At 72.3% G+C, this 23,673-nt stretch carries 20 protein-coding genes; 18 read left to right on the forward strand and 2 right to left on the reverse strand.

The genetic code is table 11. The features are described from left to right. The first annotated feature begins 12 nt into the window (after nt 1–12). The 6 genes from AC07C1_RS07100 to fxsT all read left to right on the forward strand — a co-directional run bounded on the left by AC07C1_RS07100 (nt 13) and on the right by fxsT (nt 9,019). On the forward strand, nt 13–192 hold the full coding sequence (locus AC07C1_RS07100) for a hypothetical protein (protein WP_478937452.1): 180 nt from the start codon (nt 13–15) through the stop codon (nt 190–192). A gap of 90 nt (nt 193–282) precedes the next feature. Beyond that, complete coding sequence (locus AC07C1_RS07105; protein WP_478937453.1) at nt 283–828, forward strand: hypothetical protein; 546 nt, start codon at nt 283–285, stop codon at nt 826–828. A 62-nt stretch (nt 829–890) separates the two neighbouring features. Beyond that, complete coding sequence (locus AC07C1_RS07110; RefSeq protein ID WP_478937455.1) at nt 891–1,385, forward strand: hypothetical protein; 495 nt, start codon at nt 891–893, stop codon at nt 1,383–1,385. 535 nt (nt 1,386–1,920) lie between these two features. Then, nucleotides 1,921–3,375, forward strand: a complete 1,455-nt coding sequence (locus AC07C1_RS07115) for a VMAP-C domain-containing protein (RefSeq protein WP_478937456.1) — start codon at nt 1,921–1,923, stop codon at nt 3,373–3,375. Then, nucleotides 3,372–4,502, forward strand: a complete 1,131-nt coding sequence (locus AC07C1_RS07120; RefSeq protein ID WP_478937458.1) for an AAA family ATPase — start codon at nt 3,372–3,374, stop codon at nt 4,500–4,502. Before AC07C1_RS07115 ends, AC07C1_RS07120 begins: the two co-directional genes overlap by 4 nt. Further along, nucleotides 4,502–9,019 (forward strand): FxSxx-COOH system tetratricopeptide repeat protein, encoded by a 4,518-nt coding sequence (gene fxsT, locus AC07C1_RS07125; protein ID WP_478937459.1) that lies wholly within the window; start codon nt 4,502–4,504, stop codon nt 9,017–9,019. Before AC07C1_RS07120 ends, fxsT begins: the two co-directional genes overlap by 1 nt. 299 nt (nt 9,020–9,318) lie before the next feature. Here the strand turns inward: fxsT and AC07C1_RS07130 are convergent, their stop codons facing one another. Continuing rightward, nucleotides 9,319–10,662, reverse strand: coding sequence for a cation:proton antiporter (locus AC07C1_RS07130; RefSeq protein WP_478937461.1), 1,344 nt, complete (start codon nt 10,660–10,662; stop codon nt 9,319–9,321). A gap of 269 nt (nt 10,663–10,931) precedes the next feature. On the opposite strand from AC07C1_RS07130, the gene AC07C1_RS07135 reads away from it, so the two are divergent. The 10 genes from AC07C1_RS07135 (at nt 10,932) to AC07C1_RS07180 (ending at nt 21,082) form a co-directional block, all read left to right on the forward strand. Further along, nucleotides 10,932–12,014, forward strand: coding sequence for an RBBP9/YdeN family alpha/beta hydrolase (locus AC07C1_RS07135; RefSeq protein WP_478937462.1), 1,083 nt, complete (start codon nt 10,932–10,934; stop codon nt 12,012–12,014). Then, nucleotides 12,011–13,114: an effector-associated domain 2-containing protein gene (locus tag AC07C1_RS07140; protein ID WP_478937463.1), complete on the forward strand. Its 1,104-nt coding sequence runs from the start codon at nt 12,011–12,013 to the stop codon at nt 13,112–13,114. The genes AC07C1_RS07135 and AC07C1_RS07140 overlap by 4 nt, the downstream gene beginning before the upstream one ends. A gap of 85 nt (nt 13,115–13,199) precedes the next feature. Further along, nucleotides 13,200–13,379 carry a hypothetical protein gene (locus AC07C1_RS07145; RefSeq protein ID WP_478937465.1) on the forward strand — a complete coding sequence of 60 codons (180 nt, stop codon included), beginning with the start codon at nt 13,200–13,202 and terminating at the stop codon, nt 13,377–13,379. A 17-nt stretch (nt 13,380–13,396) separates the two neighbouring features. Further along, complete coding sequence (locus AC07C1_RS07150) at nt 13,397–15,337, forward strand: HEXXH motif domain-containing protein (protein WP_478937466.1); 1,941 nt, start codon at nt 13,397–13,399, stop codon at nt 15,335–15,337. Between the two features lie 548 nt (nt 15,338–15,885). Further along, nucleotides 15,886–17,250 (forward strand): ATP-binding protein, encoded by a 1,365-nt coding sequence (locus AC07C1_RS07155; protein WP_478937468.1) that lies wholly within the window; start codon nt 15,886–15,888, stop codon nt 17,248–17,250. A 2-nt stretch (nt 17,251–17,252) separates the two neighbouring features. After that, nucleotides 17,253–17,675: a roadblock/LC7 domain-containing protein gene (locus AC07C1_RS07160; RefSeq protein ID WP_478937469.1), complete on the forward strand. Its 423-nt coding sequence runs from the start codon at nt 17,253–17,255 to the stop codon at nt 17,673–17,675. Next, nucleotides 17,672–18,025: a DUF742 domain-containing protein gene (locus AC07C1_RS07165; RefSeq protein ID WP_478937471.1), complete on the forward strand. Its 354-nt coding sequence runs from the start codon at nt 17,672–17,674 to the stop codon at nt 18,023–18,025. The genes AC07C1_RS07160 and AC07C1_RS07165 overlap by 4 nt, the downstream gene beginning before the upstream one ends. Continuing rightward, on the forward strand, nt 18,003–18,629 hold the full coding sequence (locus AC07C1_RS07170; protein WP_478937472.1) for a GTP-binding protein: 627 nt from the start codon (nt 18,003–18,005) through the stop codon (nt 18,627–18,629). The genes AC07C1_RS07165 and AC07C1_RS07170 overlap by 23 nt, the downstream gene beginning before the upstream one ends. Further along, a complete protein-coding gene (locus AC07C1_RS07175; protein WP_478937474.1) occupies nt 18,626–19,843 on the forward strand; it encodes a cytochrome P450 in 1,218 nt (405 codons plus the stop codon). Before AC07C1_RS07170 ends, AC07C1_RS07175 begins: the two co-directional genes overlap by 4 nt. A 12-nt stretch (nt 19,844–19,855) precedes the next feature. Next, nucleotides 19,856–21,082 (forward strand): cytochrome P450 family protein, encoded by a 1,227-nt coding sequence (locus AC07C1_RS07180; RefSeq protein WP_478937476.1) that lies wholly within the window; start codon nt 19,856–19,858, stop codon nt 21,080–21,082. Nucleotides 21,083–21,359: 277 nt separating this feature from the next. Here the strand turns inward: AC07C1_RS07180 and AC07C1_RS07185 are convergent, their stop codons facing one another. Next, nucleotides 21,360–22,037, reverse strand: a complete 678-nt coding sequence (locus AC07C1_RS07185) for an ANTAR domain-containing response regulator (RefSeq protein ID WP_478937477.1) — start codon at nt 22,035–22,037, stop codon at nt 21,360–21,362. Nucleotides 22,038–22,186: 149 nt separating this feature from the next. Here AC07C1_RS07185 and AC07C1_RS07190 point away from each other — a divergent pair, with 149 nt between their 5' ends. Continuing rightward, a complete protein-coding gene (locus AC07C1_RS07190; RefSeq protein WP_478937478.1) occupies nt 22,187–22,555 on the forward strand; it encodes an STAS domain-containing protein in 369 nt (122 codons plus the stop codon). Beyond that, complete coding sequence (locus tag AC07C1_RS07195) at nt 22,552–23,496, forward strand: anti-sigma factor RsbA family regulatory protein (protein ID WP_478937479.1); 945 nt, start codon at nt 22,552–22,554, stop codon at nt 23,494–23,496. The genes AC07C1_RS07190 and AC07C1_RS07195 overlap by 4 nt, the downstream gene beginning before the upstream one ends. Nucleotides 23,497–23,673: the final 177 nt, after the last annotated feature.

The raw sequence follows: 23,673 nt of genomic DNA on the forward strand, positions 1-23,673 counted from the left end.
GGAGGAAGCGACATGGCGCATGAGCAGACAGGCGGCAACCTCGCCGGATGGAGGGCACTGGTCCTCATCGGGGTCCTCGGCAACGCCGTCGGCCTCATCGGCGGGGCACCGGTCATCACCCTCGTCGCGGCCCCTCTCGCGATCGTCGGAGTGATCGGTCTGATGTCGGCACGGCGCAAGCAGCGGTCGTAGTGAGCAACAGCCGTAGCGGAGAACCGAGCGGGCGATTCTGGTTGATCACCACGCAGGTGTCCCGCACATCCGGCCTGAAGGGGGATGACGATGCTTGCGTACTCGGGTCTGGGATGTCTGCCCATCGTGCTGCTGGGCACCTTGTTGGCCATCTGGTTCCGTATCATCGACGCGCGAGGGGGCGACTGGGCGACTGCCTGTCTCACCGCCGTTCCGATCGCGCTGGCGTTCGGTCTGGTCAACCTGGTGGCGGCCGTCTCCCTCAACCGCGCACCGGCCCCGGGCCGGCTGCCGGGGGGCGATGACACCGTATGGACCTCCCGGCATCGGACAGGCGGAACACCTCTGCAGTGCTTCTCGCCGTACTTCTTGGCGGCGGCAGGTCTCTTCTGCGCCGGCTGGACGCTGGAATGGGTGCACTGGCTGGTCGCCGTGGCCGAATACGGCGCTCTGACCGCCGTCTACTACGCCGTGCCGGGCTTCCGGCGACGCCCGGCCAAGGCCATCACCTCGCCGAGCGTGGCACGTTCGCGCGTGCTCGTGGCTGGGCCTTCCGAGACCGTCTGCCGGCTCTCGCCGGGCGCTGGAAGCCCGGGCCCCTGCAACGGTTGTCCACCACCCCGGCCGAGGTCTTGAACAGCCCGCCCCAGGCCGGACTCCGCGACTACTTCGCCGTGATGTCCGGCACCCATGGAGGCGTGAGATTCACGATCGCGGACGCCTTCGAGCCCGAACCTTTCGCGCCCTTCCGAGCCTGGCAGCAGCACCATGTGACCGTCTGTGCCGTGCACCTGGACACCGCCTTCCCGTCCATTCGGGTCGCGCTGCGCGGCAGGCGTGGCCGACGCACTCGATACGCCCTCGAAGTCGAAACGCTGCGGCCGGACTTCGCCCACGCACTGGTCACCGAGAAGACCATCGAGGCGATGCTGGCCGCAGAAGTGATGGAGTGGTCGATCCAGGGACGGGACGTCCTCACTGTGCTCAGGGACCAGCCGGCCGACACACAGGACGGCGGAACCGGGGGGCAGCCGGACTACGACCTCGATGCCGTCCGCGTGATCGAGCGGCTCACCGCCCTCATCGCCGGGCTGCCCACCGATCTCGCCCCGTGGGCTGACGACGCCCTGTCGGGCCTGCCCCTGGAGTGGGAAAAGGAATCCGCTGCGGGTGGGTTCGAGCCCCGCTCCTGAGCCGGCGCAATGACCGTCCAGTGTCTCCGGCCCCGTCCTGTGGGGACGCGTTGAGGACGCAAGGATGGGAACAGACTGACAAGGGCCGAGAAGCACGGACACCGCTCACCTCATCTGACCTGGTAAAACGCCGAGGATCGGCATTGATCGGCAAGGTTCGCCAAGATCCTCAAAGGACTCATAATCCGTCGGCCGTGGGTTCGAGTCCCACCCGCCCCACCAGGAACCGTAGGTGCAGAAACGATGTGACCTGCGAAGGAAAAGCATCGTCGAGCGCGGGCCGGGAGTGATCCCGGCCCGCGCTCCGCTGTATCCGGCGGCCGTCGGCCGGCCGAGGTGACCGCGTGGCATCCGCCCGCTGCGCAGGGTGGCCACGTGTCGGGCCCGAGCCATACCCTGGACGCAGGGCGGCGAAGCCCGGACGACCCCGCTTCGATGAGGAGTTGGGGAGGCCGCGGCCGAGACGGGGGGACGCTTGTACGGCGAAGGAAATGGCGGTCGTACGCCAGGACTCGAGCGTGAGCTGGTTGATCAGATGTGCGCGGTGACGGGACTCGATGCACCGGAGGGGCGCGATCTCTTGATCAGTATGCTGGCGAGCCGGTTACCCGAGTTGGGCGACATCCGGCGACACGGCCGGACCCGGCTCGAGATGCTGGAGATCGTCCGCGCGTGCCTGCAGGACCCTCGCGGACTGCCCGAGCTGGTCGCCACCCTGCACGACTACGCACCCCATTCCACTCCCGTGCTCAGGATCCGGGAACTCGTCGTCGCCTCGCCGGTGCTGGCGGTCCTGTCCGAGGCCGAGTTACGGGAGGTCCACTCGCTGCTGGCCGGTGTCCGTCATCTCGACGCGCGCGGTGTGCTGTACGCGGCGGCCGGTGACCTGACGCTCCAGGACCAGCGGGTGTCCACCCTCCGGGAGGCCTTCGACCTCCTCGCCGGGGTCAACGCCCGCGCCGACGGTCTGCTCCCCGTGATGGCACTGGTCGAGCACGTGGTCGCCGCGCTCGAGGAATCCGACGTCCACCGGCCCGTCGCCGACGGCCTGCGGGAATGGAACGACGCCCAGGCCGCCAGGCTCGGCCTGGGCGCGCAGCTCAAGGCGCTGCGCGCGGAGATCGCCCAGGGCCCGGCGGCACAACCAGCGCCCGCCTGCCTCGTTATCCAGCTCAGCAAACACGGGATGAGCCCGGACCGGTATCTGCTGTCCCACTGGCGGCAGATACGCCCGGGCCCCTGGCGGCCGGAGCGTGGAGAGGACCAGATCGTGGCCCTGAGCGACGTGGAGGCCACCGTGGAGCGGCTGGTCGTCCGCGCCGAGAAGGAGTGGGCCGGCCGGCCCGGCAGGCCGGTGCTGGAGTTCGTGCTGCCCATCCATCTGCTGAACCACCCGATGGAGTGGCTCCCGATGGCCTCGCAGTCCTCCTCCGCGACCGCCCTGTGCCTGAGTTATCCGGTGGTGCTCCGCAGCCTCGAGCGCATGCGGGCCCGAGAGTTCCACCGGCGGTGGCACAACCGCTGGCAGCAGATGATGGAAGACGCCGGCATCCTCTGCCACTGGGACACGACGGGCCGGCGCGGCCACGACCCGGTCCAGTGGACCAGCAGGCTGACCGCCGACGAGCGGCTGGTCTCCGTCGCGCTCAACGCGCCTCCGCTGCCGGGACCCGGCGGCAGTCAGGCCTCGCTGGAGGCCGCCCTGCGCGCTGGGGTGCCGCTGGCGGTCTGGGACCGCCGGCCGACGCCACCGGGTGAGTTCCGCAGAAGGATCAAAAAGCTGATCAGAGGAAAAGCCATCGAACTGCCGCAGCGGGTCCAGCAGTTACGGAACGAAGCGGCCACCGCCGCCGCGTCGCAACGGGACGCGCACGCAGGCCGCCATCTCGCGGTCCTCTTCGACGACCCCAACCGCATCGTCGATTGGTCGTCCCCAGGGACGGATCCCGGGAGCGCGCGCGGCGGACACAACGCCGAGGGGGATTCATGAGCGGTGTCCATCACCCGGTCCACAGCTCCGGGAACGGGGGATCCGTCAGCAGCCGCAGCTGGTGGATCTACCGAGGCACCGGGCAGCCGTTGACCGACATCCGCCTCGCCGACATACTCCCCCCGCCGCCCGCCTGGAGGAACTTCGACGGCGGCCCGGTCCTGCCGCCCGTGCCCGCCGAGAGCGCCGAGACCGACCGTCGGCTCGGCGCGGTGGGCCGCGCCACCCCCCGGCAGAACCCGCACGACATCGACATGATCAACACCGCCCTGCTGCTGCGCCGTCCGCTGCTCGTGACCGGCCGGCCCGGCATCGGCAAGTCGACGCTGGCCTACCTCGTCGCACGCGAGCTGGGCCTGGGCCGCGTACTGCACTGGGGAATCACCTCCCGGAGCACCCTGCGCTCCGGTCTGTACGAGTACGACGCCATCGGCCGGGCCCAGGCCTCCCTCGGACGCGGCCCGGCCGGTGCCCTGGGGCCGTCCCGCGCACCGGGCACCCCGGACGGCGCGGCCGAGCCGGCCTCGGACGGCGGCAGCGGGGGAGGGCCACGGATCGGGGACTTCGTGCGGCTGGGCCCGCTGGGCACCGCGCTCCTGCCGTACGAGCTGCCCCGCGTCCTGCTCATCGACGAGCTGGACAAGAGCGACATCGACCTGCCCAGTGACCTCCTGCATGTGCTGGAGAACGGCTCGTACGACATTCCGGAGCTGGTGCGTGCCCGGCAGCAGGAGCGGCACGCGCAGGTGTTCACCGACGACCCGGACGGCACGGTCACGGTGACCGAGGGCCGGGTGCGGTGCCGGGCCTTTCCGTTCGTCGTCATCACCAGCAACGGGGAGCGGCAGTTCCCGCCGGCCTTCCTGCGCCGCTGCGTCCGGCTGAATGTCTCACCGCCGCGCGAGGACCAGCTCGCCGCGATGATCGCGGCGCACTTCCGGGACCACGACGGCCGGCACGACGCCCTGGTCCGCGCGTTCGTGGAGCGCAGCCAGGAGAACGGTGGACTGGCCACGGACCAGTTGCTGAACGCCGTCTTCCTGCGGACGGCCGGCGTCCGCGAGGAGGACGAGTCCTGGGGCGAGCTGCTGGACGCACTCTGGCGTGAGCTGTCGGGGGCGCCCTGATGGGTGAGGACCCACGCCGGTACCCGGAGCCCTTCGAGCTCGCGGAGGCGCTGTGGCTGTACGCGTACCAGACGACGGCGGCGCGGCTGCCGCCGTCCGACCGCCCGCCACAGCCCCGGCCGCCGGCGCTGTCCGGGCTGTCCGGGCTGCCTGAACCGCCCGGGCGGGTTCCGGCGGACCCGGCGGTGCCCGACGGTGCGCCCGGCACGGCTCCGGACCACGCGGGGGCCGGCCGTACGGGAGCCGGCCGTGCGGCGGCCGGAACGGCGGATCGCGCGACGGACGAGACGGGCGGTGCCGCGTGGCCGGAGCCGTCACCGCCGGACGGCCCGCCCCGGGTGCCGTTGCGGCTGGTGTCCACGGGACCGGCGGTGTCCGTGCCCGGGTCCGGCCAGGAGTTCGAGGTCGCGTACGCCCGGGCCGAGGCGGCCGCGCCGGGGCCGGATCTGCGGGACGCGCCGGAGATCAGCCGCCGGCTGCGGCCACTGAAGCAGACGGTGCCGTCGGCGTTCGACATCGAGCTGGACGAGGAGGCCACCGCCGAGCACGCCGCCGAGGACGGCCTGTGGCTGCCCTACACCCGGTCGGCGGGCGAACGCCGCTTCGATCTGGTGCTGGTGGTGGACGATCACCCGACCATGGTGATCTGGCAGCAGACGATCACGGAGTTCACCGCCGTGGCGGAGCAGCTGGGGGCGTTCCGTGATGTGCGGGTGCGCCGGCTGGGCATGCGCGAGGGCCGCGGGGGCGAGGAAGCGGTGCTGCTCGGCCCGAACGCGGACGACGGCCGCGTCGGTGTCCCCGGCGAGCTGGTGGACCGGACGGGACGCCGGATCATCCTGGTACTGACCGACGGCCTGGGGCCGTTGTGGCGGACCGAGGCCGGCCGGAAGGCGCTGGAGCTCTGGTCGGCGGTAGGCCCGGTGGCGGTGGTGCACCTGCTGTCCCAGCGGGACTGGCACCGCACCGCTCTGGTGCCCCGGCAGGTGCGGCTGCACAGCCCGCGCGTGGGCGCCCGCAACACCGAACTGTCCGTGGACTTCCCGGCGGAGCAGCGCGACCCGTTCGACCCGCCACCCGACAAGTGGACGGTGGCCGTCCCCCTGCTGGAGCTGGACGCCGACTGGCTGGGCCGGTGGGCCGGTCTGGTGGCCGGGGAGGAGTCCGGCTGGGTCGACGCCTCCGTGCTGCTGCTGGGCGTCGCGGACCGGCCCGGACCGGATGTCTCCGAGCCCTCGTTCGCACCCCCTGCGCCGTCGGTGCGGGAGCGGATCCGGCGCTTCCGCAGCCACGCCACGCCCACCGCCTTCCGGCTGGCCACCCATCTGGCCGCCGCGATCCTCGAACCCCGCCTGGTGCGGGACGTACAGCGCAAGTTGGTGCCGGAAGCCCAACCGGTTCATCTGGCCGAGCTGTTCCTGAGCGGTCTGCTCGAGCAGACCCCGCCCGGCGAACCACAGGGTGACGACTCCCGCATTCCACTGGACTTCGTCGACGGCGCGCGCGAGGAGCTGCTGTCCGCCGCGATGCGTGCGGACACCGCGCGGGTGGTGAGTTCGGTGTCCGATTTCTACGGTGACCGTTTCGAGGCGGCCCGCCGGTTGCACGGCGCCCTGCTCGCCCCGGAAGAGGTGCCCGATCCGCCGGTGACGGCGGAGAGCCTGCCGTTCGTGCGCGTGGAACTGGCCGTTCTCCGTGCCCTCTCCGGGCCTTACCTGCTCCGCGCCCGACGGATCAGCGCAGCCCTGGAAGGGGCTCTGCCTGGAGCGTCGATCACGCAGAACACGGAGCGGATAGTCCACGATGTCAGTAATGAACACATAAATTCCGACACGGACGGCCTGATCATGACCGACACCACTGCCAATCAGCACCAGCGTGAAGACGGGGGTACCGCGAACAGCACCCCGGTCAAGGGGCTTCCGGTCCCGAGTTCCGACGGGCGGCCGGGCGCTGAGTCCTCGGCACATGGCAAACAGGTCTCGGGCCCGACCGCACAGCAGCCGCCCCAGCTCCACCCCCGTACCTCCGTGCCTGCCGTCTGGGGCAACGTCCCCCCGAACAACCCCAATTTCGTCGGCCGTGAGGATCTGCTCGCACAGGTGCGGGAACAGCTGGTGACCGGCGACACCTCCGCCGTGCTGCCGCACGCCCTGCACGGCATGGGCGGTGTCGGAAAGTCACAGATCGCCATCGAGTACGTCTACCGGTACGCGTCCGACTACGACGTCGTGTGGTGGATCCCGTCCGAACAGCCGACGATGATCCTGACCGCGCTCACCGAACTCGCCCACCGGCTCGACCTGAACGTGAGCAGCGAAGCCAACCGGGCCGTCCCCGCGGTCCGCGAGGCGCTGCGCCGCGGCCACCCGTACGACCGTTGGCTCCTGGTCTTCGACAACGCCGAGAACGTCGAGGCCGTACGCCCCTACTTCCCGACCGGCGGCACCGGGAAGATCCTCATCACCTCCCGGAACCAGGAGTGGGACCGGGTGGCCCGGACGCTGTCCGTCGACGTCTTCACCCGGGAGGAGAGCAAGGCACTGCTGCGCCGCCGTGCCCGCGACCTGAGCGACAGTGACGCCGACCGGCTCGCCGAGGCCCTGGGCGACCTGCCGCTCGCCATCGAGCAGGCGGCGGCCTGGCAGGCGGTCACGGGGATGTCCGTGCCCGAGTACCTGGGGCTGATCAAAGAGAAGATCGCCGAGCTGATGCTCGAACTCGTCCCGTCGCCGGACTATCCCATGTCGGTGGCCGCGGCCTGGGACGTCTCGCTGCGCCAGCTGGAGCAACGCAATCCCGCGGCGCTCCAACTCCTCCAGGTCTGCTCCTTCTTCGCGCCCGAGCCGATCTCCCGCAGTCTGTTCAACAACTCGCGGAGCACCACCATCGCCCCCGAGCTGGACGACGCCCTGCGCCACCCGATCAAGCTGGGACGGGCCATCCGCGAGATCAACGTGTACGCCCTCGCCCGGATCGAGCACCGGCACGACACCATCCAGCTGCACCGTCTGGTCCAGGCGGTGCTGGTCAACCGCATGTCCCCGCAGCAGCAGGCGGACATGCGGCACGGTGCCCACCTCCTCCTCGCCGACGCCAACCCCAACGGCCCCGGTTCGCGCGAACTCTGGCCGCGCTACCAGGCGCTGCTGCCGCACGTGGTGGTGTCGGAGGCGGTGAAATGCGACTCCCCCTGGGTGCGCGGCCTGGTACGCGGCATCGTGGAGTTCCTCTACATCTGGGGCGACCACGACGGCGCGGCGGCGATGGCCCGTGAGGCGGTGGAGATCTGGACCGAGAAGTTCGGCGCCGAGGACCAGCAGACGCTGGAGATGGCGAAGTGGCTGGCCTTCATCCTGCGCGTAGTCGGCGAGTACCGGGAAGCCGCCGAGATGATGCAGCGCACCGCGGACATCTACATCCGGGTCGCGGGCGAGGACGACGAGGGCACCCTCGACGCCCTGATCCAGCTGTGCAGCGGCCTGCGGCTGAGGGCGGAGATCGCGCGGGCGCTGGAGATCAACCGGTCGGTCTACGAACGCTCACTGCGGGCCTTCGGCGAGGACGACCCGGCCACGCTCCGCGCGGCCCACAGCCTGGGCGTCGGTCTGCGGCTGATGGGCCTGTACAAAGAGGCGCGTGAACACGACACGGAGACGGCCGGGCTGCGCGCGCTCACGCTCGGCGAGAACCACCTCGACACCCTCAGCACCCTCAGCGGCCTGTCCATCGACATGCGCGAGACCGGCGACTACCTGGGCGCCGTCGCCCACCAGGAGGACGTCTACGCCCGCTATGTCGACAACTACGGCGAGGACAACCCCGCCAGCGTCAGCTGCGCCCGTGTGCTGGCGGTGTGCCGTCGGCGCGCGGGCGACCACGACGGGGCGCTGCGGCTCGGGGAGCTGGCGCTGTCGAAGTTCGAGAGCCGCTACGGAGCCGCTCACCCGGACGCCGTCGCCTGTGCGGCCAACCTGGTCGTCGACCTCCGGCAGGACGGCCAGCTGCGGCGCTCCAGGGAACTCGGTGAAGCGACCATCGACCGCTACACCGCGAAGCTCGGCGGCTCCCACCCCTACACCTTGTCGGCCCGTACGAACGTGGCCATCACCCTGCGCCATCTGGGGGACCTCGACGCCGCCGGGGAGCATCTCGCCGCGGCACTGCCGGGCCTGCGCGAGTCGCTGGGCGACGAGCACATCCTCACCCTGACCACGGTCATCGGTATGGCCAACCAGCACAGCGCCGACGAGCGTCATGCGCAAGCCCTGGAACTGGACCAGCAGGCCCTCGAGATCCTGACCCGGAACCAGGGCGAGGACCACCCGACCACTCTGGCCTGTGCCAACAACGTGGTCCTCGACCTGCGCGCGCTGGGCCGCGTGGACGAGGCCACCGCGCTGCACACCGAAACGCTGACGCGCTTCCGCCGTACGCTCGGCGAGAGCCACCCCGCGACCGTGGCCGCCGCCAGCAGCCGGCGGGCCGAGGTCGACATCGCCCCGGTGCCGTTCTAGTGCCGCGGCAGGCAACGTTTGCCCGTCAAGGAGCGGCGTCCGGTGCGTGCTCTGGGGGTCCCCCCGGCCGGAGGCTGGGGGAGTGCCGGCCGGAAGTCCTCGTACTGGATGTACTTGGGCTTTCGGCCGGTGCGGCGAGTGGAGGGTCCCCCCTGCTCGAAGAGCTTGGGGGAGCGTGCCGGGCGTCGCGACGGGGCGAACGTTGCCTGCCGCGGCACTAGTTCCTCCGCGCGCCCGGCCGGCCGGGGAAGCGCGAGCCGGTCAGGCCCAGGGCCTGACCGGCTCGGCAGACGATGGCACTACGGCCGTGGCGCCGGTTCGGCGTCGGCGGCGGGGGACTGACCCGGATCCGGTCCGGGCCGGGTGTCCGGCGCCTTCTCGCCACCGGTGCGGGTCCCGGTGGGTCCGGCCGGCGGTGTGCCGGCCGAACGGCGCAGCAGCGCGAGCAGCGGCCCGGAGGCAGCCGTGGTGAGCAGCGCCATCACGACCAGCAGCGCGTACAGCCGTGGGCCGATCACCCCGGCCTGCAGGCCGACGTTGAGGACGATGAGTTCGGTCAGCCCGCGGGTGTTGAGCAGCACGCCGATCACCAGCGAATCGTGCCAGGGCATGCGGGCGACGCGGGCCGACAGCGAGCCGGCGGCCACCTTGCCCACAACGGCAGCGGCGCATATCACCACCAGGAGCAGCAGGTCGGACGCGTGCAGCCCGCCGAGCCTGACCGCCATCCCGGAGATCGTGAAGAACACCGGCAGCAGCAGGCCGCCGGTCTCCTGGAGCGGGCGCAGCAACTGGTTGTCCGGAACACCGTCCGGCTGGCGGGGCATGACGATCCCGGCCAGCAGCGCGCCGAAGATCACGTGCAGCCCGAGCGCGCTGGTGACACCGGCCGATCCCAGCGCCACGGCGACGGCGACGGGGACATGATTGGTCATCAGGGCGCCGGGTCTGCGCATCCACCACACCAGCAGGGGCCGTACGGCGAAGATCATCACCAGCACGTACACGGCCAGCAGGGCCACCCTGACGGTCCAGGTCTGCGCCGAGCCGTGCGCGCCCCCCACCAGGACCACGGCCAGCACCGGCCAGCTCAGCGCGTCGATGACACCGGCGGCGGCCATGGCGATCGCGCCCGGCCTGCTGCCGGCCAGCCCCTGGTCCCTGATGATGCCGGCCAGCACCGGGACCGCCGTGATGGACAGGGCGACCGCCATATAGAGAGTGAACCTGGCGTCGACGGGATGCCCGCCATTGGCGGAGGCGAATCCTCCGGGGAAAAGCAGGACGGCTCCGGCACCCATCGACATGGGAATCACGAATCCGCCCAGAGAGACGGCTGTCACCGCGCCCTGACCGCGCAGCAGACGCAGGTCCAGTTCATAACCGACGGCGAAGAGGAAAAGCACCAGCGCCACTTGCGCCAGAGCGGTCAGAATGGGCTGGATCTGCTGCGGGAAGAGGGTTTCGTAAACCCGCCCGGGTGCCAGACCCAGCAGGCTGGGGCCGAGCGCGATGCCCGCGAACAACTCCCCGATGACCGACGGCTGACCGAGTTTGCGCGCGGCCGCGCCCAGGGCGTAGGAGGTGGCGATCACCACCGCGAGAGCGGCGGCGACGTGGGTGACGATGGAGTCGGGACTCACCGGCATCCCCCTTCCGGCACGTGCCGCCCGCTGTGGCACAGTCGGTACGGAGTGTAGCCGGGTCACGGCTGGACAGCCTATTGTTGAGTGCACTTGGTATATGCCGTCATGAGCGGGGGGCAGCGGTGACGACGGTGTTATTCGTACACGGCACGGGTGTGCGCGAGCCAGGATTGAGCGAAACTCTGGAACGCATACAGGAGGGCTTGCGGCCGTTACGGCCTGAAATCCGCATAACTTCCTGCTATTGGGGGGGAAGCGCGGGATCGGTGCTGCACTCGAACGGTATCTCCGTGCCGGGGTACGCGACCCGGCGTGGTGTGCCGGAAGCGGGCGCCCTCGAGGCGGGGGACGCAGGCCTCGACACGGACGTCGAGTTCTGGGGGCTTCTCTATCTCGACCCGCTGCTCGAACTGCGCCTGCTCACCACGGAGACCACCACCCGGGCGGAGCTGGCGCCGGGCGCGCGGCCACCGGGCGAGGCCCTTTCGGCGGCGGCCCTGACGCTCACCGGGGACGCCCGGCTGCGCCGGCTGCTGGAAAGCGCGGGCATCGGGGAGGACTTCCCCGCCGCCGTGGCCGCCGTACTCACCGCGCCCGACTGCCGCCGCTTCCTGCGCGCCCCCGCCGCGGAGGACCAGGAGGCCGCGCTGGCAAGGGCGTTCGTGGCGGAATCGGTACGCCGGCGGGCAGGGAGGGAAGGACCGGCACCGGCCTTCGACGGCACCGCCCGCGACGAGGCGGTCGCACGGATCGTCGCGCTGCTCCCCGGGACACCCACCGGTGCGGACGAGTCCGGAACGCACCGCGGCCCGGTGACCCAGCGGGTCAAACGGCTGGCCGGACGGCTGGCGCTCGGGCTGGCCTCCGCCCAGGCGGTGAAACGGCGTTCGGCGCTCACCGACGCGGCCCACCCGGCGGCCGGTGACGTACTGCTCTACCTGTCCCGGGGTGCGGCGATCCGCGAGGCCGTCGCGGAGGCGGTACGCACGGCCGAGCCGCCGGTCGTCCTGCTCGCGCACAGCCTCGGCGGCATAGCCTCCCTCGACCTGCTCGTCCTGCGGCCACTGCCGGAGGTCGCGCTGCTGGTCACCGTCGGCTCCCAGGCACCGTTCCTGTACGAGCTGGGCGCCCTGCCCAGCCTGGAGCACGGCAGCCCGCTGCCCGCGCACGTACCGCGCTGGCTGAACGTGTACGACCGGCGGGACCTGCTCAGTTATGTGGGCGCCGGTCTCTTCCCCGGCCGGGTCCAGGACATCACCGTCGACAGCCGGCAGCCCTTCCCGCTCTCCCACAGCGCCTACTGGAGCAACCCGGAGCTGTACCGGCTCCTCGCGGAGGAGCTGCCGTGACCGCCGCCGCCCGCCCGGACCGTACGTACGCCGTCGTCGTCGGCGTGGAACGCTATGCCGCCGGTCCGTCCTGGGACCTGCCGGGCCCCGCCGCCGATGCCCGCCGCTTCACCGTCTGGCTGCGCGGACGCGGGGTGCCCGCGTCCCACATCTTCCTGCTGCTCGGTCCGCTGCCCGGAGCCGGCGGACCGGGGACCGACGTCACGGCGGGCGGCGCCGGGCGGGAGGCGGTGCAGGAGGTGCTGACGCGCCGGCTGCCCGCGCTGGACGGCGATCTGCTCTGGGTGTTCTGGGGCGGCCATGGCGTCACCGACCCGCAGGGCCACCGCAGGCTCTTCTACGCCGACGCCGCCGACGACGACAAACGGAACCTGGACCTGGACGCCTGGCTGAACGCCTTCACCACCGACCTGCTGCCCGGATTCCGGCGCCAGGCCTGGCTGGTGGACTCCTGCCAGACCTTTGTCGAGGACCTCGGTTTCGCCCGCTCGCTGCCCGCCGAACTCCCCCCGGGCGGCGACCGGCTGCCCGGCCGGGAGCAGTTCGTCCTGCTGGCCTCGGGCCCGGGGCAGCGGGCGGTCAACGACCCCGCGCGGCAGACCGGGGCGTTCTCCCGGGCCACGCTCGCCGCCCTGGCCGCGTCGGACGGTGCGGACTGGCCACCCGACCTGAGCGCGGTCGCACAGACCGTGATCGGACAGTTCACCGAGGGGGCACAGCGGCCCACCTCGCTCTGGTACCGGTCCTGGACCAGCGACGTACGCCACCTCACCTTCCCCACTGCCCGGCGGCAGGAGGAACCGGTGCCGGACGCGGCCCTGAGCGAACTCGTCAACCTGCTCGCGGCATGGCCCGGCATGACCGACCGGGACCAGCGCCAGCTCGTGCTCGGCATGCTGCCGGCCGACCTGTCCGGCGCCATCCCGCGGCTCGGGGCGCCGCGTCCCGACATCATCAGCATCGTCCGTACCTGCCGCCGCCATCCGGGAGGACTGGCCGCCCTGGTCGAGGCGGTCGCCCTGGTCGAGCCGGGCTCGCTGGAGCAGCGCGGGCTGACGGACTGGGCGGCCCGCTGGCTGCCGCCGGAACCGGGCGCCTGACCCGCTGATCACGGTCTTCCCGAACACTTCCGCCATGCGTCATCATGAAGTCATCGGGATGCAGGGCGTTGTCAGGGGGAGCCGCATGAATACGTCCGCGGAGTTCATGGGATCCGAACTGGTCGACCTCAGCGACATCCCGCTTTCCGTCCTGCGGACGCAGCAGCCGGACGCCTACGCGCCCTCGCTGGAGCGGTTGCTGCGGCAGGTCGAGCGGCCCCGGGTCAATTTCGCCGGTGAGCCCACACCCGGACGGGCTGACTGACGGTCCGGAGCAGACGAGTGCAGACCGACGGACGTTCCGAACCCGCCCGGGCCGCGCACCATCTCATTCCCTCGGTGTACTTCCACGACCTGGCCGCGGGCCGGGGCGGTCCCGAGATGATCCGTTTCCTGCGGACCACCGAATACAGCAGACGGCTGCTGCTGCTGCGCCTCCTGCTCGACACCATCGCCGCGACCCCCGGCGCGCTGGGCCCGCTGCCCCCCGTGGACAGCGCCTGGGACATCCTCACGGCCGTCCAGGAGCACGCTCCGGAGGACTTTCAGGAACTGCTGCTCCACCCGCAGATCGGCATCTGGCTGGGGCACAGCCTGCGGCGGCTGTCCAGCACGGCCTGGGGCGACGGTCCGCTCTGGACCGACCTCGGCCATCTGTACGCCCTGTGCTCCGTCGCCGCGCTGCGTGCGGGGCTGCCGTGGCGCACCACCGTGCCGTTGCGCGACGGCGCCGCGATGTTCCCCGCCCTCGGCCTGGCCCGCTTACCGGGCCGCCCGCACTGGGGAACGGCGGAGGTGGTGGTGCAGGCGGGCCGGCTGAGGGTCGATCCCTACGGCGCGTGCGTGGGCCCGCCCGAGCCGCCCGGGGCGCCCGACGGCGACGCTCCGGGATGGCAGGGACTGCGCAGACTGCGGGCGAACGTGGCGGGGCGGCCGGTGGACGTCTGGCTGGACGACATCGACCCCTACCGGGACCTCAGCGAACCGCTGCCCCCGGAGCGCCTCGACAAGGCCGGGATCGTCCGCTGGCAGGAACGGTTCGGCCGCGCGATGACCCTGCTCACGCACAGCGACCCGACCATGGCCGCCGCCCTCGCGCAGGGACTGCGCACCGTCACAGCGGTACGGCCGGCGAAGACCGGGGTGGTCGTCAGCGCCTCCTCCGGCGACGCCTTCGGCGGTGTGCTGACCTCGCTGCCGCCGGATCCGGCCACCTTCGCGGTCACCCTGGTCCATGAGTTCCAGCACACCAAACTGGGCGCGCTGCTGCATCTGCTGACGCTGGAACAGGACAGCGGAGCCGAACGGCACTACGCCCCCTGGCGAGACGATCCCCGTCCGCTGAGCGGCCTGCTGCAGGGCGCGTACGCGTTCCTGGGCATCACCGACTTCTGGTCCAGGTACCTGGACCGGGCGCCGCGGACCGAACAGCCGCTGACCCAGTTCGAGTTCGCCTTACGCAGGCGGCAGACTCAGGACGCCCTCCGGGTTCTCGGTGCCGATCCCGCGCTGACCGCCCACGGACGCCGCTTTCTGCAGGGCATGGCCGCCCGGCTGCCCTCCTGGTGGGCGGACGGCCGGATCCGGCCGGATGTCGCCGCCCTCGCCGAATTCGCCGCCACCGACCACCGCACCGGCTGGCGGATCCGGCACCTGAGCCCCGCCCCGGACGACGTCCGTGCCCTGGCCAGGGCCTTTGCCGCCGGCGCTCCGGCCGACTGCCGCATCGCCGCGTCCTCCGTCGTCCCGGACCTCGCCGCGTCCTGGTCCCACGCCCGCATCGGCATGATCCGGCAGAGCCTCACCGGACCGGCCGACGCCGCCCGGCCCGAGCCGTCCGTTGGCGACCGGCACGGTCTCACCGGACCGGTCGACGCCGCCCAGTCCGAGCCGTCCGTTGGCGACCGGCACGGTCTCACCGGACCGGCCGACGCCGCCCGGCCCGAGCCGTCCGCCGCCGACCGTGCTCTCGTCGCCCGGGACCCCGCCGCCACCGACGCCTACGCCCGCCTCCTGGCCGACGACCCGGAGGCCCCCGAACCCTGGACCGGCCTCATCCTCGCCCTCGCCGCCGGCGATCCCGCCGCCGGCCCGCTGCTCCGGCGCCCCGAGCTGCCCCGCGCGATCCACCGCGAACTGCGCATCACCGGCACGGCCGCCGACCCCCGGCACGTCGCCCGCTGGCTCGCCGCGGGCACGGCCTGGCGCAGCCGCGGCAACTGATCGCGCCGCCCCGGCCACCGCCGGCGTACGCGCTTCGCCCAAATCGCCTCTATAGCAGGCCAGTTCCGGGCACAGGCGCAGAAACACGCCCACAGGGGCCTGTCATCACGGCCCGTCATCGATCTTTCACAGGTTCCGGGCCGAGAGCGTCGAACACACTACTGGTTTGCCGATAAGCTCGGGCGAGACCGGAAACGGCCACCGGGCGTCGCGGATGTGACGCAGGACGACAGGACCGCGTACCCGGAGGACACTGTGCCCGCCGCCCTCCCTGCCTTAGCCGGCAGGCCCGTTCACCTCGGCCGTACCCCCGCCGTGGTGGCCGCCGGCCTCGCAGCCGGCCCGTGGGTACACCGCCCCCTTCAGCACCGCCGGTCAGATCCTCGCCGCGTGCTCATCCCCCAGCGCCATCCGCGAGGTTTCCGGCTTTTCGCCTGTCATGCCCGCATCCAGAACGGTGCCGTCGCGGCAGCCGGTGGCACCACCTCGCCCGGTCCCGGCGTCCAGCGCCGGCCGGTTCGCGAGCCGGACACCTTGGAGAGGACTTGATGACCGATCTGATACAGGCCGTCAGTACCGCGGTCGCTCTGGCGGCCGCGGGGACCACCTGGCACTTCCACCGCTCGTACCGACGCGAGCGAAGCCGGGCCGACCAGTTCCAGGGCCGCACGGAGCAGCTCACCCAGCAGCTGCGCGCCGCCGAGTACACCCTGGGGCAACTGGCCGCGAGCGTACCCGCGCTGGGCACCGCCGCCCGGCCCGGCGAGCAGCGCGGCGGCGACCTCCCCCTGCCCCCACCGCTGGCGCACACGGCCCTCGCCGACCGGCTCCGCGACCTCACCGGTCAGGTGACCGCCACCGTGACGCGGGTGCGGGAGACCACCCAGGCCTCGGCCGACCAGCACGTCGCCGGGATCCGGTCCGCGGCCGACCAGGAGATCGCGAAGGCGCGCCGGGAGTCCCAGGAGGCCACCCGGGCGGCCGTGCGCAGTTTCGCGTCCAACGTGGTGGCCCGGGCCTCCAGGCTCAGCCGGGAGATCAGCCAGGGCGTGCGCTCCCACCAGGACGACGAGGCGTACGCGACCCTGGTGCACATCGACCACATCGCGCAGCAGATGCTGCTCACCGCGCAGGGCTACGCGGTGCTGGCCGGCGACAAGCTCTCCCGGCGCTGGCCACGGACCTCGCTGACCGATGTCATCCGCGCGGCGATGGGCCGCATCGAGGGCTACCAGCGGGTGGAACACCACGAGCTGGACACCGTCGCGGTGCAGAGCCGGGCGGTCGAAGCCGTCGTGCACACCCTGGCGTTGCTGCTGGACAACGCCCTGCGGTACTCACCGCCGGCCGCGCGGGTGCATGTCTCCGTGGAGGAAGGCCACCACGCCTGCTTCCTGATCGTGGACGACGCCGGTCTGCGAATGGACGACGAGCGGCTGCTGTGGGCCAGCGACATCATGTCCGGCAAGCAGCGCGACGACATCACCCGACTCGGCGCCCACCCGCAGACGGGCCTGCGGGTCGCCTCGCTGCTCGCCGAGAACTACGGCTTCCGGGTCGAGCTGACCGCGCCGAACATCTACCAGGGCACCCGGGCCGTACTCGTGCTCCCGAAGAACCTTCTGGTCTTCCCCGCCGCCGCGCCCGCGCCCGTCGCTGTGCCCCGGCACGCCGCCGCGCCCGCGCCCGCCGCCCTGCCGGCCCCGCGGGAAACCCCCGCCCCGGCGCCCCCCGTGACCACCGCGAGCGGCCTGACCGTCCGGCAACGCACGGCCACACCACGCAGCGCGCCCCCGGCGTCGCCCGAGGGGCCGGTCGTGCCGGGCCGGCCGAGCGTCGCCGCCGCCTGGGCGGCGGGCACCCGCCGGGGCCGCCAGACCCAGGAAAACAACGGACCCATCGAAGGACACTGACCATGCGCGACACGCACAGCAACAGCCTGGGGTGGCTGCTCGACCAGGAACTCGGCTCCGTCGAGGGCGTCGAGTACGCGGTGCTGATGAGCAGCGACGGCCTCCTGCAGGCCCGGACGCGGACGATCGGCCAGGAGGACGCGGAGAAACTCGCCGCCGTGACCGCGTCGCTGCGCGCCGCCGGCAAGGCGTGGGACGAGCACGTCGGCGGCAAGGGGATGTGCCAGCTGCTGATCGAGTCGCAGGGCCGCATCGGGCTGACGACGGCGGCGGCGAAGAACTCCATGCTCTCGGTGGTCACCACCGGCCCCGAGGCCGATGTCGGCCTGATCACCCACCACATGGTGCGGCTGGCGGCACGGCTCGGCCACGAGCTGGAAGTCGGGGACCGCCGCCCGGCCGCGGAAGGCGGCATCGCGACGTGACGGGTCCGCGGCACGATCCGGACCTGATCAGGCCCTACGTCCGCACCGGCGGACGGAACCGCCCCAGCCGGGATGTCCGCCTGGAGACAGTGGTCATCGCCGCGTCCGGCACCACCCAGGCGCTGGGGCCGGACGCCCGCAGGGTGATGCGGCTGTTCGCCGGCGGACGCGGCGGTCTGGCCGTGGCGGACATCGCCGCCGCGCTGGAACTGCCCCCCTCCACCGTGCGGATCCTCGTCTCCGCGCTCATGGACAGCGGCCATCTGGCCAGCCCGGCCCCCGTCGAGGAGGGCCGGCCCGGACTCGACCTGCTACAGGAGGTGTTGCGTGGACTCCGCGAACTGGTCTGACCAGCCCGCCCCCCACTACCTGGCCCCCGCCGTCACCCGGTCGGCGAAGATCGTCGTCGCCGGGGCGTTCGGGGTCGGCAAGACCACCTTCGTCGGCAGCGTCTCCGAGGTGACACCGCTGCGCATGGAGGAGCCGATCACCGAGGCGAGCGTCGGCGTGGACGATCTGCGCGGCACGCCGCACAAGACGACCACCACGGTCGCCATGGACTTCGGCCGGATCCATCTGCTCGGTGACCGCCTGGTGCTCTACCTGTTCGGCACCCCGGGCCAGACCCGGTTCCGCCCGCTGTGGGAAGGGCTGACCGAAGGCGCGCTGGGTGCCCTGGTCCTGGTCGACACCCGGGACCTCGACGGCTGCCACGAGGTGCTCAGCCTGCTCGAGGAGCAGCAGACACCGTACGCCGTCGTCATCAACGTCTTCCCCGACGCGCCCCGCTACCCCCTGCACGAGATCCGGCAGGCGCTCGCGCTGGATCCCGACACACCGCTGACCGAGTGCGACGCGCGTGACCGCCGGTCCTGCGTGTACGCGCTGATCACCCTCACCGAGTTCCTGACCACCCGGCACACCCCCGCCGCTCTTGTGGAGCCCCGCCCATGACCACCCCCGCCCCCGGCACCGCGAGTCCCCCGACGCGCATCGCGCTCTACGACGCCGAGTTCGCCGACGATCCGCACACGGCGTACGAGCGCATGCGCCGTGTCTTCGGCCCACTGGTCCCCGTGGATCTGGCCCCCGGCGTCCCCGCGACCCTCGTCATCGGCTTCCACCAGGCCCGGCGCGTCCTCAACGACCCGCTGCACTTTCCCGCCGACCCGCGGATCTGGCAGCAGGCCGTACCCGAGACCTGCCCGGTGCGGCCGATGATGGAATGGCGCCCCAACGCGCTGCGCTCGGCCGGCGCCGAGCACACCCGCTACCGGGCGGCCAACACCGCGAGCCTGCAGGCGGTCGACCAGCACGAGCTGCGGGCCCTGGTGGAGAAGGTCGCCTCCGCAGCCATCGGCGACTTCCGCGCCCTGGGCCACGCCGACCTGCTCATCCAGTACGCGTGGCCCATCGCCTTCCGCGTCCTGAGCGCGCTGCTGGGCTGCCCGGACGAGATCGGCCGGCGCATCGCCGACGGCATGGCCAAGATCTTCGAGGCGGAGGCCGCGACGGCCGCCCAGGGCAACGAGATCCTCGGCCAGGCGGTGGCCGAACTCGTCGCCCTGCGGCGGCAGCAGCCCGGGGACGACGTCACCTCACGGCTGATCGCCCACTCCGCCCGCCTGGACGACATCGAGATGTCCCACCAACTCGTCACGCTGTACGGCGCGGGCATCGAGCCGCTGACCAACCTGATCAGCAACACCGTGCTGAGGATCCTCACCGACGAGCAGTTCTCCGCCGGCCTGCACGCCGGGCAGCCCGTCCGGGACGCCCTCGACACCGTCCTGTACACCGACCCGCCACTGGCCAACTACTGCATCACCTACCCGCCGTACCCGATCGACATCGAGGGCGTACTGCTCCCCGCCCACCAGCCCGTCGTCATCTCCATGGCCGCCTGCAACAACGACCCGGCCATCACCGGGGGCGTCACCACCGCCGAACTCACCGGCAACCGCGCCCACCTGTCCTGGAGCATCGGCCCGCACACCTGCCCGGCGAGGACCCACGCCTACCTCATCGCCGAGACCGCCATCACCTGCCTCCTGGACGCGCTGCCCGAGCTGGACCTGGCCTGCCCCGAGTCCGAACTGGCCTGGCGGCCCGGCCCGTTCCACCGCGCCCTGGAAGCCCTGCCCGTCCGTTTCCCCGCTGTCGTCTGAAGGAGACCGGCCATGTCCCAGCACACCCCGCTCGTCCTCGACCCGACCGGCGCCGCCGCGCACCTGGAGCATCGGACCCTGCGCGCCCACGGCCCGGCCGCGCGCGTGGACATCCTCGGCGTCCAGGCCTGGGCCGTCACCGACCCCGCCCTGCTCAAACAACTGCTGACCAGCCCCTCCGTGTCCAAGGACGCACGCGCGCACTGGCCCGACTTCGAGCAGCGGGCCGCTACCTGGCCGCTCGCCCTGTGGATCGCGGTGAAGAACATGTTCACCGCCTACGGCTCCGACCACCGCAGGCTGCGGCGGATGGTCGCCCCCGCCTTCAGCGCCCGGCGCATCGCCGAACTGCGCCCGGCCGTCGAGGCCATGGTCACCACCCTGATCGACGACCTCGCCGCCCGGCCCGCCGGACAGGTCGTGGACCTGCGCGAGCACCTGGCCTACCCGCTGCCCATCTCCGTGATCGGCCACCTGATGGGCGTACCGGAGGAGCGGCGGGCCGGCTTCCGGCAGCTCGTGGACGGTGTCTTCGACACCACGCTCACCCCGGAGGAGTCCCAGGCCAACACCGTCCGCCTCTACGGCATCCTCGACGAGCTGATCGCCACGAAGTCCGCCGCCCCCGGTGACGACATGACGTCCCTGCTCATCGCCGCCCGTGACGAGGAGTCGGACGGCACCGGCTTCACCGGCGAGGAACTGCGCGACACGCTCCTGCTGATGATCAGCGCCGGGTACGAGACCACCGTCAACGTCATCGACCAGGCCATCGTCGCCCTGCTGACCTCCCCCGACCAGCTCGACCTGGTCCGCGCCGGCAAGGCCGGCTGGGACGACGTCGTGGAGGAGACCCTGCGGCACGAACCCGCCGTCAAACACCTGCCGCTGCGCTACGCCGTCACCGACATCGAACTGCCCGGCGGACAGACCATCGCCCGGGGCGAGGCCATCCTCGCCTCGTACGCCGCCGCCAACCGCCATCCGGAATGGCACGGTGACAGTGCCGACACCTTCGACGTCACCCGCACCGTCAAGGAACACCTGGCCTTCGGCCACGGTGTGCACTTCTGCCTGGGCGCCCCCCTGGCCCGCCTCGAGGTCGTGGAGGCCCTCCGGCAGCTCTTCGGCCGCTTCCCCGACCTGGCGCTCGCGGTCCCGGCCGGGGAACTGCGGCCGGTGGCCTCCCTCATCAGCAACGGCCACCAGGAACTCCCGGTCCGCCTGACCTCCGCGTAGCGCCGGCCTGGCCGGGGACTTCACCCAACGTCCGGGTTCGAACGAGCACTTGACCGCGTTCGTGCTTGAACGGGCCGTGTCCTGGGCACGCACCCCCTACCGGCGTCCACCGCCGGGCCGTACCGGCAGAAGGAGGGCGTCATGGACCGTCGGATCCGGGTGCGTGTCAGCCGGCGTCCAGCCGCCCCGCGCGGACAGGAGATCGACCGCAGGACCCCCTCGGGGCGCATCCTGCCGTACTGACCGCTGCCGTGGCGGTGGTGAGCGTGGTGGTGCGTCAACGGGCGTGGCGGGCCGCAGCCGCGCGCAGTGCCGTACGCAGCGGCTCCGGCGGGGCGGGCCCGCCGGGCACCGCGCTCGCGGTGACCGCCGCCGCCACCTGCCGCAGCTTGGTGTTGGTCCGCTGGGAGGCCTCCCGCAGGATGTCCCACGCCTGGTCCGGGGTGCAGGTGTGGGCGGCCATCAGGATGCCGCGGGCCTGGTCGATCACCGGGCGCGAGTCGATCGCGTGGCGGAGCTGTTCGATCTCCAGGCGCAGCGCCTCGAGTTGCTCGGCGCGCTCCCGGGCCACCGCGGAGGCGGTGCGGGCGGCGGAACAGGCGGGCAGCGGGGCGCGCAGTGGATCCATGGGGTCCATGCCCACCAGCTCCAGCACGCGGCGCGGCTGCCCCCGCCAGCCGGTCGCCGAGACCGGCACGCCGTGCCGGTGGCCGTACTCGCTCAGCCGGTGCAGGAACGTCAGACCCGCCGTGTCCATGAAGGACACCTCCGTGACGTCCAGCTCGATCCGGGCGACACCCGCCGGCAGTGCGGCCAGCGTCCCGGCCAGGGTGTCCGCACAGCCCAGGATCAGCTCACCCCGTGCCCGCAGGAGCACCCGGCCCCCCTCCGCCCGGCCGGCAACGGTCAGGGTGTCGGGCCACCCGCTGTCCGTCGGGCGTGCCGCTGAGGTCATCTCTCCCCCCTGGTCGGTCCTCGGGGTCCTGTGCCCGTCGCCTGCCCCCTGCGCCCCGGGCTACACCCCGCCCGTCCCGGACCCGGACCCGGGTGGGAGAGTCAAGGCGCATACTGGGAAACCGTGTTTCTGTGTAGCTGGGAGAAGGCGTGAGCGGACCTGAGCCGGTGCGGCCCACGCGGGCCGCTGCCGAGCCGATGCCCGCGGTGCCGCGGCTCGACGTGTTCCCGCTGACCGGGCGGACCGGAATCCGGGCGGCGGGCGAGGTGACCCTGCCCACGCGCGGCATCTGGGAGCGTGCGCTGGAGCGGGCCGTTCGCGAGGGCGAGGACGTGTACTACTTGGAACTTTCCGCGCTGACCTTCGTCGATGTCGCGGGCGCCGGCGCGCTCGTGGACGCGGCCCGGCGCCTCGGCGAGCGGCGGCGGCTGGTGCTGGACCGCCCGCCACCCGGGCTGCCGCGCATGTTGGAGCTGCTGTGGCCCGGACTTTCGGCGGTCGAGGTGGCGGCGTCATGACGACGACGGCCGAACCCTTCATCCATCCGGCGCTCTTCTACGCGGACCCGCAGGAGTACCTGGCCGGGACCGTCCCCTTCGTGCGGGAGGGGCTGGCGGCGGGCGAACCCGTCGCGATCGCCGTCCCCGGCGAGAACCTGCGGCTCATCCAGGACGAGCTGGGCGCCGACGGCGACGCCGTACGGTTCCTCGACATGCGGGAGGCCGGACGCAACCCCGGCCGGATCATCCCCGGCGTGCTGCGTGCCTTCGCCGACGCGCAGCCGCCCGGCCGCCGGGTACGGATCATCGGCGAGCCGATCTGGGCGGGCCGCAGCCCGGCCGAGTACCCGGCCTGCGCCCAGCACGAGGCGCTGATCAACGCCGCGTTCCAGGGCCGCGAGGTCAGCATCCTGTGTCCGTACGACACCGTCCGGCTGGACGAGCGGGTGCTCGCCGACGCCCACGCCACCCACCCGGTCGTCATTCCGGCCGGTCCGGGCGGGGAACGGCTCAGCGCGGCCTACGACCCCGACGGCGTGGTCGCCCGCTACAACGCGCCGCTGCCGCCCGCCCCCGATGCGCTGCCGGACGTCCTCTCCGTCACGTTCGACGAGGACGCGCTCTCCGCCGTGCGGCACCTGGCCACCGAACACGGCGCCCGGCTGGGCCTGGCCGGGCTGGCCCTCGAGAACCTGGCCCTGATCACCGCCGAACTGACCACCAACAGTGTGCTCCACGGCGGCGGCACGGGCGCGCTCACGGTGTGGCCCGAGAGCGGGTACGTGCTGTGCGAGGTCCGGGACAAGGGCCGCCTCGTCGACCCGCTGGCCGGCCGCCGGCCCGCCTCCCGTGACCAGCGCGGCGGACGCGGCCTGCTGCTGGTCAACCTGGTGGCGGATCTGGTGCGGATACACGCCGGACAGGACGGGACGACGATCCGCTGCTACCTGGCGCTGTGAGGCGACCCAGGCCGTACGCCCCGCTGTCACCCGGCGCGGTGCGGTGGCGCCCCCTGCAGCGCTCAGGAAGCGGGTGCGGTGCGGGGGACCTCCGGCTCACCACGTCCGGGTGCGTGCCCGGGTGCGTACGCGGTGCTGCTGGGGGCGGGGACCGGGCGCCGAGGAGCACAGCGGCGC

Source organism: Streptomyces sp. NPDC045022, from assembly GCF_056432605.1.